Here is a 15,849-nt window from a genome sequence, read left to right as displayed (position 1 = left end):
TCTTCAGTTTCGGTGATTGCGCTTATCGGACGCTGCTGCGCAGGCGCGCCATGTCCCGCAGCGGCGGGGCGCCGAACTGGCGGCTGTATTCGCGGCTGAACTGCGAAGGGCTTTCGTAGCCGACCCGGTAACCGGCGGCGGACGCCTCCAGCCCCTCGGTCAGCATCAGGCGCCGGGCTTCCTGCAGGCGCAATTGCTTCTGATACTGCAAGGGGCTCATGGCGGTCATGGCCTTGAAGCGGTGGTGCAAGGTCGACACGCTGAGGTTCACCCCACGCGCCAGATCGTCGATGCGCAGCGGTTGCTCGTAGTTGCTGTTCAGCCATTTGATGGCCTGGCTGACCCGATGGCCCTGGCTGTTGGCGATGGCGATCTCATACAGCCGGTGGCCCTGGGGGCTGCGTAGCAGCCGGTAGAGAATCTCCCGACGAATCAGCGGCGCGAGCATGGCGATGTCTTTGGGCGTATCCAGCAGGCGGGTCAGGCGCAGCACGGCGTCGAGCATCGGCGTATCCAGGCGCTCCACATACAGGCCGCGGCCGACCGGACGGTTCGGCACCCCCAGCGGCCCGGCATCGGCGATCAGCGTGCTGATCTCGGCCGGGTCGATGTCCAGGCGCAGGGCCAGGACCGGTTCCAGCGGCGAGACATCGGCCAGACGCCCGCTCAACGGCATGGAAACCGAGACCACCAGGTAGTTGAGCGGGTCGTAGTTGAACTCCTCGTCGGCCAGCCGTACTTCCTTGCGACCCTGGGCCATGATGCACAGGGCCGGCTGGGCCAGCACCGAGGCGAAATCGTGGGAGTGGCTGTAGCGCGAGACGAACAGCGACTGGATCGCCGTGGCGTAGCTGCCGTCTTCGCCGGTGTTGCGCGCAATGATCCCGGCCAGCTCCGCCCGCTGTTTTTCCATCTCCGCATCCAGTGGCGGCTGCTGGGTTTCGAGCGATGACATGAAGGCCCCTCCGGGAAGATTGCGAATGGCCACAGCTTAAATTTGTGCAAGCGCCAGGGGTAGGCGAATCCTGCGTAAATCTTGCCTGATCCTGCCGCGCGTGCGCGTGTGAGCAGAGCCGGGTCCTGCACGCGGGCTGTCACTTGCTTGAAACAACGTTGTGGTTTTTTTCCGCAGCCAGGTCCGGCCTCGGTGTTGTCCAGCCAGGTTCGCAGGATTGTGCAATGCGCTGGCAGGAATCGACTAACGGCCGTTGCGCCGGACGCTTAATCTTGGATCCTGTCGCAGCCCGTCCCATGGCTGCCTCGACACCACCCTGGGAGGGTCGCACATGTCCACGCATATTCCCGTCAGCCACATGGCATTCGTTCGCGCCCGCGCCGGTCGCTCAACCGAGCTGGGTGCTCGCTTGAGCAGCCTGATCGAACCATCCCGCCAGGCCACAGGTTGCCTGCAGTTCGCCTTGCAGCATTCGCAGTGCGACGCTGATTTGTGGCTGGTCTCCGGATTCTGGAGCAGCCAGCAGGCAATGACCGATTACTTCTGTTCGCCGGCCATGGCGATATTCGCCGAACTGGTCCAGGACCTGGTGGTCAACAGCCTGGATTTCCATACCTTCCGCGACGTCTCGGCGGCCCAGGCCGAAGGCGAATACGCACAACTGAACGGGGCACCGGTACACCAGCTGGCCAGCTGAGGGTTTAGAATGGCCGACTTTCCATTGGCCAGGACCAGCAACATGGCACGTAAAGAGTTTGCAGCATACGAAGCGGTTTCCGCCGTGGTTCCAGGTGAAGGGGGCTACAGCGCCGCCATCGCGGTCAAGGCCCTGGGTGGTTCAGGGGCACCGCGCTTTCACAAGATCCTGGACGACCAGAAATTCAAGACCGCCCACGACGCCGACCAGGCTGCCGCGCAGAAGCTTGAGCAGTTGATCGACGTGAACGAAGACGGCGAACTGGCCTGGGCAACGGCCTGATCCAGGTTGCTGATCTGAAAAACTATCTGATCTGAAAAACTACCTGACCGCCCCCGGGCGGAACATCTTGAACAAGGCCTCTGGCCCCAGCTGGAAATAATCCGCCGGCCCGCCGCCGCGCAGGATCGGTTCTGCCGCGGCGGTGTCGTATATCCCATCCTTGAGCAGCCACTTGGCGATATGCACGGCGACCACTTCGCCGAGGATCAGCCAGCTGGGCACCAACTCCTGATCCACGCGCTGCAGTTGAATGATCTGGGTGACCTTGCACTCGAAGGACACCGGGCTTTCGGCTACCCGCGGCACAGCAATCACTTTCGAGGCCACGGGCGTCAGCCCCGCCAGTTCGAACTCATTGACCTCGGCCGATACGGCGGCGCAGCTCTGGTTCATCTGCTCGGCCAGCGGGCGGGTGGCGAGGTTCCAGGCGAACTCGCCGGTCTGCTCGATGTTGTTCAGGCTGTCTTTGCGACCGACGCTGGAGAAACCGATGATCGGCGGAATGTAATTGAAGGCGTTGAAAAAACTGTAGGGCGCCAGGTTCAGCCGGCCTTGCGTGTCCTGGGAGGAAATCCAGCCGATCGGCCGCGGGCCGACGATGGCATTGAACGGATCATGGGGCAGGCCGTGGCCCTGGGCGGGTTCGTAGTAATGAATGTCTTCGGACATGACAGGCTCTTGCGCGGACAAAGAGGGAAGCTCGCCATAGTGCAAGCCATTGAACGTGAATGCCAGCTTGCGGCGCGCGGTTTTTCCCCGGGCCAGAAACACTAAGCCCGGCCGAAGCCGGGCTGCGGGACATCCCTGAGGGTTAGCCGATAGCGGCGGCAGTCCCGGTGCGATCGAAGCCGTCGGCAGCGATTGCGTCAGCGGTACCGGTGCGATCGAAACCATCGGAGGCGACTGCGCCAGCGGTGCCGGTGTGATCGAAGCCATCGGAGGCGACTGCGCCAGCGGTGCCGGTGTGATCGAAGCCATCGGAGGCGACTGCGCCTGCGGTGCCAGTGTGATCGAAGCCATCGGAGGCGACTGCGCCTGCGGTGCCAGTGTGGTCGAAGCCATCGGCAGCGATAGCGGCGGCGGTGCCGGTACGATCGAAACCGTCGGAAGCCAGGCTGGCGCTGGCCGAGCTGCCCGAGGTGAAAGTGGCCGAGCCAGTGCGGTCGTAACCATCGGCGGCGAAGGTGTTGGCAGCCAGTACGGAAAGGGTCAGGGCGAGGATCAGTTTGCTTTTCATGGTGGTCACTCCAGGTTCGTTGACGTTTTGTGCAGTGGGTGTGAAATGGATACTACGCCAGTTAATTTGATTAAAAAGCGTAAATAGGTGCTTAAAAATATCGATTAAATCGATGCTTGTGGCGTCAGGAACCACTGCATAAAGCCGCTTTGCTGCTTCTACGTGTTTGACGCGCCGACACCGATTTCGATGGAGGCAGGATGCGGGCAGGGCATTAACCGATCATTAACCTGTCCGGGCCGTCGAAATATCGTGATCAACGGTTTGATTGGCGGGGGCGGGAATGTTGTTGGCGATGAATGCCGGAGGGCTTGCTACGTGAGCTGGAGGGCAGGTCTTGATCGTTGAGCGGGCGGTGTTGCGGTGATCGCGGGCAAGTCGGATTGCCGCCCGCTCGCTCCTACAGAAGCACGCTTGCTCGCGATGGATTTTTACCTGACAGCACAGCGCGAGGGCCTTGCACCCTCGCGCTTTTTTTGCCGGTCAGTCAGTTTCGATCCGCGAGTGTTTGCGGGTGTCTTTCATGGTGATGTAGACCAGCAGCGACACGGCGATGCAGGCGGTGACATACCAGTAGTAACCGGTTTCCATGCCGACGCTCTTGAACCACAGCGCGATGTATTCGGCGGTGCCGCCGAAGATCGACACGGTCAGCGCGTAGGGCAGGCCCACGCCCAGGGCGCGGATCTCGGTCGGGAACAGCTCGGCCTTGACCACCGCGTTGATCGAGGTGTAGCCGCTGACGATGATCAGCGCCGCCATGATCAGGAAGAACGCACCCCACCAGCTCTGGATGGTGTGCAGGGTGGTGAGGATCGGCACGGTGAAAAGAGTGCCGAGGATGCCGAAGGCGATCAGGATCGGACGTCGGCCGATCTTGTCCGACAGCGCGCCGATCACCGGCTGCAGGCACATGAACAGGAACAGGGTCGCCGCGGAAATGGTGGTGGAGTCGGAGATGCTCATGCCGACGGTGTTCACCAGGTATTTCTGCATGTAGGTGGTGTAGGTGTAGAAGGCCAGGGTGCCGCCCATGGTCAGGCCGACCACGGTCATCAGCTCTTTCGGATGACGCATCAGGGTGCGCATCAGGCTTTCTTTCGGCTTTTCCTTCTTCTTGGTGAAGGACTCGGTTTCTTCCATGCCGCGACGCAGGTACAGCGCGACGATCGCGCACAGGGCGCCGATGCCGAACGGAATGCGCCAGCCCCAGGATTGCAGCTCTTCGGTGGTCAGTACGTTCTGCAGCACGATCAGCACCGCCAGGGCGATGAGCTGGCCGGAGATCAGGGTCACGTACTGGAAGCTGGAGAAGAAGCCACGACGTTCCTTGGTCGCCATCTCGCTGAGGTAGGTGGCCGAGGTGCCGTATTCGCCGCCGACCGACAGGCCCTGCATCAGGCGCGCCAGGACCAGCAGGATCGGGGCGCCGACGCCGATGGTTTCATAGCCGGGAGTCAGGGCGATGATCAGGGAGCCGAAGCACATCAGCAGTACCGAGGCCATCAACGCGGCCTTGCGGCCCTTGCGGTCAGCGTAGAGCCCCATCAGCCAGCCGCCGATCGGACGCATCAGGAAGCCCACGGCGAAGATCGCAGCGGTGTTGAGCAGTTGTGCGGTGGTGTCGCCCTTGGGGAAGAAGACTTTGGCGAAGTACAGGGAGAAGGCGGCGTAGACGTACCAGTCGTACCACTCGACCATGTTGCCGACCGAACCGCTGAAGATCGATTTCAGACGACTGGCGGTGGTCTTTTCTTTGGCAGGCGCAGCTGCCGCCCCAAGAGGCAGGGTTTGCGAGTTATCCATGACGGATCCTTCATTTAATTGTTTTTGTGGAGCGCGCCGAAACGCAGCCTGCTGGGGCTATAGCAGGAGCTGTGCCAGGAGCCGAGAGGCCCGGTTTAGAAGGGTCTTGAGAATTCGATGAGCGGAAATCCGCTCATTGGCGAAGGTGCGTGAGCGGAAAGTTGCCGATGAGGGTGGTGTTGCTGAGGGCGTCTTCGCGAGCAAGCTCGCTCCTACAGAAGCTAGGTGATCCCTGTAGGAGCGAGCTTGCTCGCGATAGGACCTCGGGCCTCACTCCTCCCCGAGAAACATCTCCCGCGCCAGCCCATGGCGCTGCATCTTTTCATTGAAGGTGCGGCGCGGCAGTTGCAGCTCATTGAGCACCGCCTTGATATCGCCCTTGTGCCGGGTCAGCGCGGCCCGCAGGCATTGCGCCTCGAAGGCTTCCTGCTGCGCCGCCAGGGACTGGCCGGGATCGATGGCTTCCGGCTCGGGCTCGCCCAGGCCGAGCACCTGGCGTTCGGCGACGTTGGCCAGTTCGCGCACGTTGCCCGGCCAGTCGTGGCTGAGCAGGCGGCTCAACTGCGCTCCGCTCAGGGGCGCGACGCCGCGGCCCAGGCGTTCGGCGGCGGCATGGGCGAAGTGTTCGTACAGCAGCGGAATGTCCTCGCGTCGATCCCGCAGCGGCGGCAGGCGCAGCTGCGCGACGTTCAGGCGGTAGGCCAGGTCTTCGCGAAAGCGCCCGGCGCGGGCTTCGTCCAGCAGGTCCGGCTTGGTCGCGGCAATGATCCGCAGATCCACGGCAATGCTCTGGTTGGAACCCAGTCGCTCGAGCTTCTGTTCCTGCAGCACACGCAGCAGCTTGACCTGCTGGGCCAGCGGCATGCTTTCGATCTCGTCGAGGAACAGGGTGCCGCCGTCGGCGTATTCCAGCTTGCCGATGCGCTTGCCCTGGGCACCGGTAAAGGCGCCGCTTTCATGGCCGAACAGCTCGGCTTCGAACAGCTGCTCGGGGATCGCCGCGCAGTTCAGGGCGACAAAGGGCTTGTCGGCGCGCGGCCCGAAATCATGCAGGCAGCGGGCGACCAGTTCCTTGCCGCTGCCGGTCTCGCCGCGGATCAGCACGTTGACCGGCAGCGCGGCGAGGTCCACCACCTGGCGCCGCAGGGTCTGCAAGGCGCGGGATACGCCGAGCAGGGTGGAGTCGATTTTCTCCCGGGTATCGGCCTGTTCGTGCAGGCGCCGGTTTTCCAGGACCAGGCCGCGTTTGTCCAGGGCCCGGCGCAGGCTGCTCAGCAGGGTTTCCGGGCTGAAGGGCTTTTCCAGGAAGTCATAGGCGCCGTCGCGCATCGCTTCCACCGCCATCGGCACGTCGCCGTGGCCGGTCAGCAGGATCACCGGCAGGTCGGGGTCGCGTTGCTGCACCTGTTTGAGCAGCTCCAGGCCGCTGATGCCAGGCATGCGCACGTCGCTGAGGATCACCCCGGGGAAGTCCCTGGGCAGCCGGGCCAGGCAGTCCTCGGCGCGGCTGAACAGCTGCACCTCGAAGCCCGACAGGCTCAGCCATTGTTCGACGGCGGTACGAATACTGGCTTCGTCGTCGACCAGCATCACCGAATTCAACATGGGATATGCGCCTCCAGGTCGATGGGCAGGCTCAGGGTGAAGATCGCGCCCTGGCCTTGATTGCCGGCGCTCAGGCGCCCGCCCAGTTCGTGGACGATAGCGTAGGACACCGCCAGCCCCAGGCCCAGGCCGTCGCCCACCGGCTTGGTGGTGAAGAACGGATCGAAGACGTTCGGCAAGTGTTCTTCGGCGATGCCGCCACCGCTGTCGATGACGCTCAGGTTCCACAGCTGCTGGTCGGCTTCGAGGCGGATTTCCAGGTGCTTGAGGGGCTTGTCGTGCATGGCGTCCAGGGCATTGCGCAGCAGGTTGATCAGCACCTGCTCCAGGCGTATGGCATCGCCGCGCACCCAGGCCGGGCGCGTCAGTTGCAGGCGCGTGTCGACCTGTTCGTCGCGCAGCCGGGTGTCCAGCAATTGCAGGGCCTGGTCGACCACCGCCGCCAGGTCCAGGCGTTCGCGCAGGCCGCTGGGGCTCTTGCGGGCGAAGGTTTTCAGGTGGCCGGTGAGGCTGGCCATGCGGGTCAGCATGTCGTCCAGCGGTTTCAGGGCCTGGTAGGCCTCGTCGACCCGCCCGTGATCGAGCAGCAGGCGCAGGGTGGCCAGCTGCATGCGCTGGGTGGTCAGCGGCTGGTTGATCTCGTGGGCCAGGGCCGCGGACATCTGCCCCAGAGCCGCCAGCTTGGCCGATTGCACCAGGCCGTCCTGGGCGGTGCGCAGGTCGCGGGTACGTTCCTCGACCAGGCGTTCGAGCTCTTCGCGGCTGCGCTGGCGCAGCCTGGCCAGGCGCCAGCGCTGGTTGAGGAACAGCAGCAGGAACACCAGGGTCAGCCAGGCGCCGGCGGCGGCCAGGCCGGCGTTGCGTCGGTCTTCGAAGGCGATCTGTGGGCGGCGCAGCAGGTGCAGGGTCCAGCCTTCGGTGGCCAGGGGCAGGGACTCCCACAGGTAGTCGACGCTGCCGTCCGGGCCCTCGACCCGGGTCAGCGTACTGTCGTCGTCAAAGCGTCGCAGCGGCCGGTGTTCGAGCGGGGTCAGCAGTTGTTTGTCGTACTGCCGGGTGGCCTTGAGTTCGGCGCGGTCGCTGTCCGACAACGGGCGCAACTGGCGATAACGCCAGCCCGGCTGGTTGGCGATGAACACGATGCCACGGGCATCGCTGACCAGCAGGGTGTCGCTGCCCTGGCTCCATTCGCGTTCCAGTTCGGGGAATTCCAGTTTCACCACCATGGCGCCGAGGAACTGTTCCTGCTCGTCCTTGACTGCGCTGGAGAGGAAATAGCCGGGAATGCCGCTGGTGACACCCACCGCATAGAAGCGTCCGCTGCCCTGGCTGCGGGTCTGGCTGAAGTAGGGGCGAAAGCCGTAGTTGTGCCCGACGTAGCTGCTGGGCAGGCGCCAGTTGCTGGCGGCCACCGCGAGGCCGGTGTGGTCCAGCAGCTCCAGGGTGGAGGAGCGGGCGGCGCCGTTGATCCGTTCCAGTTTGCGGTTCAGGGCGTCCTGCTGTTCCGGGCCGATCGGGCCCTTGAGCGCCGAGCGCAGTTCCGGGTCCAGCGCCAGCACGGCGGGCAGGGCGCGGTAACGCTCGATCAGGGTATGCAGGGAGTTGGCGTACAACGCCAGTTGCTCGCTGGCGCGGGCGGCATCGTCTTCCAGCGCCTGACGTTCGGCATGGCGCATGGCGAAGGTCGCGCTGACCACGGCGCCGGCCAGAATCACCAGGGTATAGAAGGTCAAGCGCAGCGGGCGGGAGATCTGGACCATGAGTCAAGGGCAGGCTGAAAGGGGCAGGAAAGATAACATGCCTGTCCGAGGCTTCGTTGATCGTGGACAGCCCTGGCCCGGGCAGGCATGAAAAAGGCGGCGCTGCTCATCGAGCAACGCCGCCTTGGGTGACCAGCAAGCGCTTACTGCACTTCTACCGCCAGGCTTTCACTGATCTTTTTCTGCCAGATGGCAGGACCGGTGATGTGCACCGACTCGCCTTTGCTGTCGACCGCGACAGTGACCGGCATGTCTTTGACTTCGAACTCGTAGATCGCTTCCATGCCCAGTTCGGCAAAGGCCAGGACCTTGGACTTCTTGATCGCCTGGGCCACCAGGTAGGCAGCGCCGCCGACGGCCATCAGGTACACGGCCTTGCTGTCCTTGATCGCTTCGATCGCGGTCGGGCCGCGCTCGGACTTGCCGATCATGCCCAAGAGGCCAGTCTGCTCGAGGATCTGGCGGGTGAACTTGTCCATCCGCGTCGCGGTGGTCGGGCCAGCCGGGCCCACCACTTCGTCACCGACCGGATCGACCGGGCCGACGTAGTAGATGAAGCGACCCTTGAGGTCCACCGGCAGGGTTTCGCCCTTGTTCAGCATCTCGACCATGCGCTTGTGCGCGGCGTCGCGACCGGTGAGCATCTTGCCGTTGAGCAGGACGGTTTCGCCCGGCTTCCAGCTCTGCACTTCTTCCGGGGTCAGGGTGTCGAGGTTGACGCGACGGGCCGACGGACCGGCTTCCCAGACGATTTCCGGGTAGGCGTCCAGAGGTGGCGCTTCCAGGGACGCAGGGCCCGAGCCGTCGAGCACGAAGTGCGCGTGACGGGTCGCGGCGCAGTTCGGGATCATGCACACCGGCAGGGAGGCGGCGTGGGTCGGGTAGTCCATGATCTTCACGTCGAGCACGGTGGTCAGGCCGCCCAGGCCCTGGGCGCCGATGCCCAGCTGGTTGACCTTCTCGAACAGCTCCAGGCGCATCTCTTCGATACGGTTCTGTGGGCCGCGGGCCTTCAGCTCGTGGATGTCGATGGATTCCATCAACACTTCCTTGGCCATCACCGCGGCTTTCTCGGCGGTGCCGCCGATGCCGATGCCGAGCATACCCGGCGGGCACCAGCCGGCGCCCATGGTCGGAACGGTCTTCAGCACCCAGTCGACGATCGAGTCGGACGGGTTGAGCATGGCCATCTTCGACTTGTTCTCGGAACCGCCGCCCTTGGCCGCCACGTCCACTTCCACGGTGTTGCCGGGAACGATGGAGTAGTGGATGACCGCCGGGGTGTTGTCCTTGGTGTTTTTACGAGCGCCCGCCGGGTCGGCGAGGATCGAGGCCCGCAGGACGTTTTCCGGCAGGTTGTAAGCGCGACGCACGCCTTCGTTGATCATGTCGTCCAGGCTCATGGTCGCGCCGTCCCAGCGCACGTCCATGCCCACGCGTACGAATACGGTGACGATACCGGTGTCCTGGCAGATCGGGCGGTGGCCGGTGGCACACATGCGCGAGTTGATCAGGATCTGCGCCATGGAGTCACGGGCCGCTGGCGATTCTTCGCGCAGGTAGGCTTCGTGCATCGCCTGGATGAAATCCACGGGGTGGTAGTAGGAAATGAATTGCAGGGCGTCGGCAACGCTCTGAATCAGGTCGTCTTGCTTGATCACGGTCATGAGTCGCGCTCCTCTAAAAGACGGGAACATTTAATAAGGTGCTTGCAGCTTGGGTGCATCGGTCGGTTGCAAACACCTTCAAGGCACGCCGGACACACTGGCGCGACGCTAAAAAGGCGCGGCAGTATACCGCGCCTCGGGGCCAGGCACACGCGCCGGCAGTCAAACCAAAGTCGCATGCCCGGGACATGCCTGCCAGGCATGACGGTGGGCGCGCCCGGGGCGGGATGGCGCTGGGCGGGGACAAAAATGGGATAGTTATTTTTTGGCGACACCACTAAAGTGGCAAGTGGCCTGTAGGGTAGGAAACTCTTTAAAGCCCCCTTTCGCATGGTGAGTCAACGATTGACCCATAACGCTATCCAGAGTCTTTTACTCAAGCGCTTCGTTCTTGCGGCGGGTACCTATGGACTGGCGTTACTGCTGCTCTGGCTGGCGATTTTCAGCGGCTACTACTCGGCGCCGCTGCGTTCGGCGCTGATCGATACCGGCCTGGTGGTGCTGAGCCAGGCGGTGCTGCTCTGGCTGTTCGTGTCCGGGCGCAACCTGCGCTTTCGCGACCCGAGCCTGACCGAGATCCAGATCCTCCTGGCCATCGGCTGGCAGACCTGGCTGCTGGCCCACCTCGATACGGCGCGCGGCACCTTCCTGGTGTTCTATCTGCTGACGCTGCTGTTCGGCCTGTTCCATCTTCCGCGCCGGGCCTTCGTGCGGTGCGCCCTGTGCATTTTCATCGGCTTTGCCGGGATCACGCTGTGGGACGGCTACCACTTCCGGCTGGCCGATCCGATGCTCGCCGTACTACAGGTGTGCGTGCTGCTGGTGGTGCTGATCTGGCTGTGCCTGTATGCCAGCTATGTGCAGGCTTCCCGACAGCGCATGCGGCAACGGCGCTTCGCCTTGCAGGCGCACCAGGACACCTTGCGCGGCATGATGCGACAACTGGAAGACCTGGTTGCCACCGACGAACTGACCGGCCTGTACAATCGACGGCATTTCCTGCGGCTGGCGTCGCGCGAATTGCACGCGATGAGCCTGGACCAGATGCATGGCCTGGCGCTGATCGACCTCGATCACTTCAAGCGGATCAACGACGTGCACGGCCATGCCGCCGGTGACCAGGTGCTGCAGGCGTTCGCCGCCGTGGCCAGCGCCTGCTTGCGCGATGGCGATGTATTGGCCCGCTACGGCGGCGAGGAGTTTGTCATGTTGTTGCCCGATTGCGATCCCGAACGCCTGACCTCCTGCTGCGAGCGTCTGCGCGTGGCGTTCATGGATGCCCAGTTGATCGGGGTCGAGGTGCATGGGCTGAGCCTGTCCGTGGGGATGACCCTGGTGGAGCTGGGCGACGATCTGGACGACGCCCTGCAACGTGCCGACCAGGCGCTGTACCGGGCCAAGCGCGACGGGCGCAACCGCTGCGCCGCGGCCTGGGAAAATATCGATGCCTGAGCTGCGTGTCGGTGAGCGGCAGTGGTCGGTGGCCGCCGGCAGCAATCTGCTCGATGCCTTGAATCAGGCCGGCGTGGCGGTGCCTTACAGCTGCCGCGCCGGCAGTTGTCACGCCTGCCTGGTGCATTGCGTCGAGGGCCTGCCCAGCGACAGCCGGCCCGATGCCCTGAGCGACGATCAGCGCCAGCGCGGCTGGCGGCTGGCTTGCCAGTGTCAGGTGGTGGAAGACCTGCGGGTCGAAACCTACGACCCGCTGCGCGATGGCGCGCCGGCCGAGGTAGTGGGTGTCGACTGGCTGTCGGCCACGGTACTGCGCTTGCGCTTGCAGCCGGAGCGCAACCTGCGTTATCAGGCCGGCCAGCACCTGGTGCTGTGGACGGCCTCCGGCGTGGCGCGGCCGTATTCGCTGGCGAGCCTGCCCGGCGAAGACCGTTTTCTCGAATTCCACCTCGATTGCCGCCAGCCCGGCGAGTTCAGCGACGCGGCGCGCCAGCTCAAGCCCGGCGATGGGCTGCGCCTGGGCGAGCTGCGCGGCGGGGCGCTGCATTACGACCCGGACTGGCAAACCCGGCCATTGTGGCTGCTGGCGGCGGGCACCGGGTTGGCGCCCTTGTTCGGCATCCTGCGCGAGGCCTTGCGCCAGGATCATCAGGGCGCCATCCGCGTCATTCACCTGGCCCATGACGCCAGCGAACATTACCTGGCCAAGCCCCTGGCGGCGCTGGCGGCGGGCCGCGCCAACCTCAGTGTCGAGCTGTGGACCGCGACCGAGCTGCCAGCGGCTTTGGCACAACTGCGGCTTGTTTCGCGGCAAACCCAGGCCTTACTCTGCGGGCACCCCGACAGCGTCGATGCCTTCGCCCGACGCTTGTACCTGGCGGGGCTGCCGCGCAATCAACTGCTGGCCGACGTATTCCTGCCCCGTGGTTGAGCGCTGATCCGGCCTGAGCGAGACCCCCATGACCGATACCATCCTGCTTGAACGCGAGGGCGGGCTGCTGACCCTGCGTCTGAACCGCCCGGACAAGAAAAATGCCCTGACCCGGGCCATGTACAGCCAGTTGGCCGAAGGACTGCGACAAGCCGACGCCGACCCTGAGGTCCGTGCGGTTCTGCTCAGCGGCAGCAGCGACTGCTTTACCGCCGGCAACGACATTGCCGACTTCCTCCAGCAGCCGCCCAGCGGGCTCGACAGCCCGGTCTTCCAATTCATGCGCAGCCTGTTCGAATGCCGCAAGCCGGTGGTCGCCGCGGTCGCGGGCCCGGCCGTGGGGATCGGCACCACCCTGTTGCTGCATTGCGATCTGGTGTACGTCAGCCGCGATGCGCGGTTGCGCATGCCTTTCGTCAATCTCGGCTTGTGCCCCGAGTTCGGTTCCAGCCTGATCCTGCCGCGCCTGCTCGGGCCGGCCAGGGCCGCCGAGCTGTTGTTGCTGGGCGAAGGTTTCAGCGGTGAACAGGCGGCGCAGTGGGGCATTGCCAACCTGGCCTTGGCCGATGGCGTGGCGACCCTGGACAAGGCCCGGGAGATGGCGCTGCGTTTCGAGAAGCTGGCGCCGCAGGCGGTGCAGATCAGCAAGCAGCTGATGCGCACGCCCGATCGCGAACAACTGCGCAAGGTGATCGAGGAGGAGGGCACCCTGTTCACCCAGCGCCTGCATTCGCCGGAAGCACTGGCTGCCTTGTCGGGGTTTCTTGCCAAGGGCTGATTCCAGTCTTGTAGGAACGAAGCTTGCTCGCGATCGCGGGCAACGCGTTGTTTCTGGTGGACCGCGGTGTAGCTATCGCGGGCAAGTCGGATCGCCGCCCGCTCGCTCCTACAGGTTCGCAGGATCCATAAAAAAGCCCCGCAGTCTTCACTGCGGGGCTTTTTATTGTTGCATCAGGGGGACTCAGACCATCGGGTCGCCAACGTGCAGGATCTTCATGCCGTTGGTGCCGCCGGTGGTGTGGTAGCTGTCGCCCTTGGTCAGGATCACCCAGTCGCCTTTCTCCACGACGCCGCGCTTGACCAGCTCGTCGATGGCCTTCTGGCTGACTTCGCTTGGCGGCAGGGATGCCGGGTCGAACGGGATGGTGTAGACGCCACGGAACATCGCAGTGCGGGCCTGGGCTTCGCGGTGCGGGGTGAACGCGTAGATCGGCACCGAGGAGCGGATACGCGACATGATCAGCGGGGTGTAGCCGCTTTCAGTCAAGGCGATGATCGCTTTAACGCCCGGGAAGTGGTTGGCGGTGTACATGGTGGCCAGGGCAATGCTCTCGTCGCAGCGCTCGAAGGTCTTGCCGATGCGGTGGCTGGAGGTCTTGCTGGTCGGGTGCTTTTCCGCGCCGATGCAGATACGCGCCATGGCCTGGACCGCTTCGAGCGGGTAGGCGCCGGCGGCGGATTCGGCGGACAGCATCACGGCGTCGGTGTAGTCGAGCACGGCGTTGGCCACGTCGGACACTTCGGCGCGGGTCGGCATCGGGTTCTGGATCATCGACTCCATCATCTGGGTCGCGACGATCACCGCCTTGTTGTGGCGACGCGCGTGCAGGATGATTTTCTTCTGGATGCCCACCAGCTCGGCGTCGCCGATTTCCACGCCCAGGTCACCACGGGCCACCATCACGGCGTCGGAGGCCTTGATCAGGCCGTCGAGGGTTTCGTCGTTGGCCACGGCTTCGGCGCGCTCGATCTTCGCCACCAGCCAGGCGGTGCCGCCGGCTTCGTCGCGCAGTTGGCGGGCGTATTCCATGTCCGCGGCGTCGCGCGGGAAGGACACGGCCAGGTAGTCCAGGTCCATGGCCGCGGCCAGCTTGATGTCGGCCTTGTCTTTTTCGGTCAGGGCCGGGGCGGTCAGGCCGCCACCGCGACGGTTGATGCCCTTGTGGTCCGACAGCGGGCCGCCGATGGTCACGACGCAATGCAGTTCGGTGCTGGTGGCGGTTTCGACGCGCATCACCACGCGGCCGTCGTCGAGCAGCAGTTCGTCGCCCACGCCGCAGTCCTTGACCAGGTCCGGATAGTCGATGCCGACGATGTCCTGGTTACCTTCGGTCAGCGGGTGGCTGGTGGAGAAGGTGAACTTGTCACCGATCTTCAGCTCGATGCGCTTGTTGGCGAATTTGGCGATACGGATCTTCGGGCCTTGCAGGTCACCCAGCAGCGCGACGAAGCGGCCATGCTTGGCGGCCAGGTCACGCACCAGCTTGGCGCGAGCCTTGTGCTCGTCCGGGGTGCCATGGGAGAAGTTCAGGCGGGCGACGTCCAGGCCAGCCAGAATCAGCTGTTCGAGAACTTCCGGCGAGTTACTGGCCGGGCCAAGGGTAGCGACGATTTTGGTACGACGGACGGACATGCAAAGACTCCTGAGTTCAAGCGCAACGAGAGGCTACTATGGTCCGCAGCTGTAGTCATTGTTCGTTTGCACTACTTATTCGTTTGTTTCTTTAAACGAACATTCCTGAAGATTTTCCAACGCGGGTCGATAACGTGCACAAGACAGGAGAACCCCCATGCGATTCGTGCTCATTGCTGCCCTGGCCGTCAGTGTTGTCGGCTGTACCCGCTGGTCGATGGACCATCATCTGAATACCGCCTACCGCGCCTATGACGCCGGCAACTGCGAACGGGTGATACTCGAACTGAGCCAGGTCGACCGCACGAGTCGCTCGCGCCCTTATATCCAGCCCGAGGTATCGATGCTGCGCGGACAGTGCCTGGAGCGGCAGAAGCTGTTCCTCGATGCGGCGCAGACCTATCAGTACATCATCACCGAGCACCCCAACAGCGAATACGCCTACCGCGCCCGCGCGCGCCTGGAAACCCTGCAGCAACTGGGGCATTTCCCTTCGCGCGGCAGCGCTCAAGCGCGTCCGACCGCGTTGTAACAATCGTCATCAGGCTATTGCTGATCCCGCATGAGCCTTGAGCTAACATCTGTGAGCCTGTTTTAGAGTATTGTTTCTAAAATGGGCCGACCGGGGCCGACAGTCCTCGGCGCGACGATGTTGAATGACCTTCTTGAATAGCGATGCATGACATGTTCACGGACCGGCGGATCGAGCGGCACCAGTTGCCGTGTTTTTTGAAAGTGTTCAATCGGCTGACCGATCGACCCATCGGTTATCTGGGCAACGTCTCCGAAGACGGCTTCATGTTGATCAGCCAGTTGCCGATGCTGATCGGCGCCGACTTCGAGTTGCGCCTGCAGGTGCCCGGCCGCGACGGCCAGCTGCAATCGATCGAGATCACTGCCTCCTGCCGCTGGTGCCATGAAGATGTCACGCCCCATCATTACGACACCGGCTTCGTGCTGCTGCGTTCGCCTCCCGAGTACCGCGAGCTGGTGACGGCCTTGCGCAGCTACTTCAGTTTCTACCCGTTGCAGACCTCCGCCTGA

15 protein-coding genes are annotated in these 15,849 nt (G+C 63.9%); 7 read left to right on the top strand and 8 right to left on the bottom strand.

The window, feature by feature from the left end:
• Positions 1-22 precede the first annotated feature (22 nt).
• Positions 23-955, bottom strand: coding sequence for an AraC family transcriptional regulator (locus tag J4D28_RS11775; protein ID WP_009050511.1), 933 nt, complete (start codon positions 953-955; stop codon positions 23-25).
• A gap of 331 nt (positions 956-1,286) precedes the next feature.
• Between J4D28_RS11775 and J4D28_RS11770 the strand changes: the two genes are divergently transcribed.
• Entirely contained in the window at positions 1,287-1,652 is a 366-nt protein-coding gene (locus tag J4D28_RS11770; protein ID WP_009050510.1) for an antibiotic biosynthesis monooxygenase family protein, read from the top strand.
• A 9-nt stretch (positions 1,653-1,661) separates the two neighbouring features.
• A complete protein-coding gene (locus J4D28_RS11765; protein WP_009050509.1) occupies positions 1,662-1,934 on the top strand; it encodes a hypothetical protein in 273 nt (90 codons plus the stop codon).
• Positions 1,935-1,973: 39 nt separating this feature from the next.
• Here the strand turns inward: J4D28_RS11765 and J4D28_RS11760 are convergent, their stop codons facing one another.
• The 6 genes from J4D28_RS11760 to J4D28_RS11735 form a co-directional block, all read right to left on the bottom strand.
• Positions 1,974-2,603, bottom strand: a complete 630-nt coding sequence (locus tag J4D28_RS11760; RefSeq protein WP_038634717.1) for a flavin reductase family protein — start codon at positions 2,601-2,603, stop codon at positions 1,974-1,976.
• Positions 2,604-2,745: 142 nt separating this feature from the next.
• On the bottom strand, positions 2,746-3,171 hold the full coding sequence (locus J4D28_RS11755) for a hypothetical protein (protein ID WP_016703367.1): 426 nt from the start codon (positions 3,169-3,171) through the stop codon (positions 2,746-2,748).
• Positions 3,172-3,654: 483 nt separating this feature from the next.
• Complete coding sequence (locus J4D28_RS11750; protein WP_009050506.1) at positions 3,655-4,977, bottom strand: MFS transporter; 1,323 nt, start codon at positions 4,975-4,977, stop codon at positions 3,655-3,657.
• Positions 4,978-5,247: 270 nt separating this feature from the next.
• The gene (locus tag J4D28_RS11745; RefSeq protein ID WP_028683255.1) at positions 5,248-6,582 is read right to left on the bottom strand and encodes a sigma-54 dependent transcriptional regulator; all 1,335 of its coding nucleotides are present in this window, start codon (positions 6,580-6,582) and stop codon (positions 5,248-5,250) included.
• Positions 6,576-8,342, bottom strand: coding sequence for an ATP-binding protein (locus tag J4D28_RS11740; protein ID WP_038634712.1), 1,767 nt, complete (start codon positions 8,340-8,342; stop codon positions 6,576-6,578). The genes J4D28_RS11745 and J4D28_RS11740 overlap by 7 nt, the downstream gene beginning before the upstream one ends.
• 143 nt (positions 8,343-8,485) lie before the next feature.
• Positions 8,486-10,009, bottom strand: coding sequence for a fumarate hydratase (locus tag J4D28_RS11735; protein WP_007931196.1), 1,524 nt, complete (start codon positions 10,007-10,009; stop codon positions 8,486-8,488).
• A gap of 345 nt (positions 10,010-10,354) precedes the next feature.
• On the opposite strand from J4D28_RS11735, the gene J4D28_RS11730 reads away from it, so the two are divergent.
• Genes J4D28_RS11730 through J4D28_RS11720 form a run of 3 tightly spaced genes read left to right on the top strand, consistent with a single transcriptional unit; the run spans position 10,355 to position 13,170 of the window.
• On the top strand, positions 10,355-11,461 hold the full coding sequence (locus J4D28_RS11730; protein WP_038576335.1) for a diguanylate cyclase: 1,107 nt from the start codon (positions 10,355-10,357) through the stop codon (positions 11,459-11,461).
• Complete coding sequence (locus tag J4D28_RS11725; RefSeq protein ID WP_103331430.1) at positions 11,454-12,392, top strand: iron-sulfur-binding ferredoxin reductase; 939 nt, start codon at positions 11,454-11,456, stop codon at positions 12,390-12,392. The genes J4D28_RS11730 and J4D28_RS11725 overlap by 8 nt, the downstream gene beginning before the upstream one ends.
• 28 nt (positions 12,393-12,420) lie before the next feature.
• Positions 12,421-13,170 carry an enoyl-CoA hydratase-related protein gene (locus tag J4D28_RS11720; protein WP_009050500.1) on the top strand — a complete coding sequence of 250 codons (750 nt, stop codon included), beginning with the start codon at positions 12,421-12,423 and terminating at the stop codon, positions 13,168-13,170.
• 183 nt (positions 13,171-13,353) lie between these two features.
• Here J4D28_RS11720 and pyk read toward each other — a convergent pair whose 3' ends face one another.
• Complete coding sequence (pyk, locus tag J4D28_RS11715; protein WP_009050499.1) at positions 13,354-14,805, bottom strand: pyruvate kinase; 1,452 nt, start codon at positions 14,803-14,805, stop codon at positions 13,354-13,356.
• Between the two features lie 157 nt (positions 14,806-14,962).
• Between pyk and J4D28_RS11710 the strand changes: the two genes are divergently transcribed.
• Both J4D28_RS11710 and J4D28_RS11705 read left to right on the top strand, forming a co-directional pair.
• Complete coding sequence (locus tag J4D28_RS11710) at positions 14,963-15,337, top strand: tol-pal system YbgF family protein (RefSeq protein WP_009050498.1); 375 nt, start codon at positions 14,963-14,965, stop codon at positions 15,335-15,337.
• 152 nt (positions 15,338-15,489) lie between these two features.
• Positions 15,490-15,849, top strand: a complete 360-nt coding sequence (locus J4D28_RS11705) for a PilZ domain-containing protein (RefSeq protein WP_009050497.1) — start codon at positions 15,490-15,492, stop codon at positions 15,847-15,849.

The sequence above is a fragment of the Pseudomonas sp. GW531-T4 genome (assembly GCF_017349615.1).
In the GTDB taxonomy this organism is placed as follows: domain Bacteria; phylum Pseudomonadota; class Gammaproteobacteria; order Pseudomonadales; family Pseudomonadaceae; genus Aquipseudomonas; species Aquipseudomonas chlororaphis_I.
This window is presented reverse-complemented; position numbering and strand designations above follow the sequence as displayed.

Excerpts from the sequence above, each read along its gene's own strand:
- J4D28_RS11775 (WP_009050511.1), bottom strand. The coding sequence starts at position 955 with ATGTCATCGCTCGAAACCCAGCAGCCGCCACTGGATGCGGAGATGGAA.
- J4D28_RS11770 (WP_009050510.1), top strand. The coding sequence starts at position 1,287 with ATGTCCACGCATATTCCCGTCAGCCACATGGCATTCGTTCGCGCCCGC.
- J4D28_RS11765 (WP_009050509.1), top strand. The coding sequence starts at position 1,662 with ATGGCCGACTTTCCATTGGCCAGGACCAGCAACATGGCACGTAAAGAG.
- J4D28_RS11760 (WP_038634717.1), bottom strand. The coding sequence starts at position 2,603 with ATGTCCGAAGACATTCATTACTACGAACCCGCCCAGGGCCACGGCCTG.
- J4D28_RS11755 (WP_016703367.1), bottom strand. The coding sequence starts at position 3,171 with ATGAAAAGCAAACTGATCCTCGCCCTGACCCTTTCCGTACTGGCTGCC.
- J4D28_RS11750 (WP_009050506.1), bottom strand. The coding sequence starts at position 4,977 with ATGGATAACTCGCAAACCCTGCCTCTTGGGGCGGCAGCTGCGCCTGCC.
- J4D28_RS11745 (WP_028683255.1), bottom strand. The coding sequence starts at position 6,582 with ATGTTGAATTCGGTGATGCTGGTCGACGACGAAGCCAGTATTCGTACC.
- J4D28_RS11740 (WP_038634712.1), bottom strand. The coding sequence starts at position 8,342 with ATGGTCCAGATCTCCCGCCCGCTGCGCTTGACCTTCTATACCCTGGTG.
- J4D28_RS11735 (WP_007931196.1), bottom strand. The coding sequence starts at position 10,009 with ATGACCGTGATCAAGCAAGACGACCTGATTCAGAGCGTTGCCGACGCC.
- J4D28_RS11725 (WP_103331430.1), top strand. The coding sequence starts at position 11,454 with ATGCCTGAGCTGCGTGTCGGTGAGCGGCAGTGGTCGGTGGCCGCCGGC.
- J4D28_RS11720 (WP_009050500.1), top strand. The coding sequence starts at position 12,421 with ATGACCGATACCATCCTGCTTGAACGCGAGGGCGGGCTGCTGACCCTG.
- pyk (WP_009050499.1), bottom strand. The coding sequence starts at position 14,805 with ATGTCCGTCCGTCGTACCAAAATCGTCGCTACCCTTGGCCCGGCCAGT.
- J4D28_RS11710 (WP_009050498.1), top strand. The coding sequence starts at position 14,963 with ATGCGATTCGTGCTCATTGCTGCCCTGGCCGTCAGTGTTGTCGGCTGT.
- J4D28_RS11705 (WP_009050497.1), top strand. The coding sequence starts at position 15,490 with ATGTTCACGGACCGGCGGATCGAGCGGCACCAGTTGCCGTGTTTTTTG.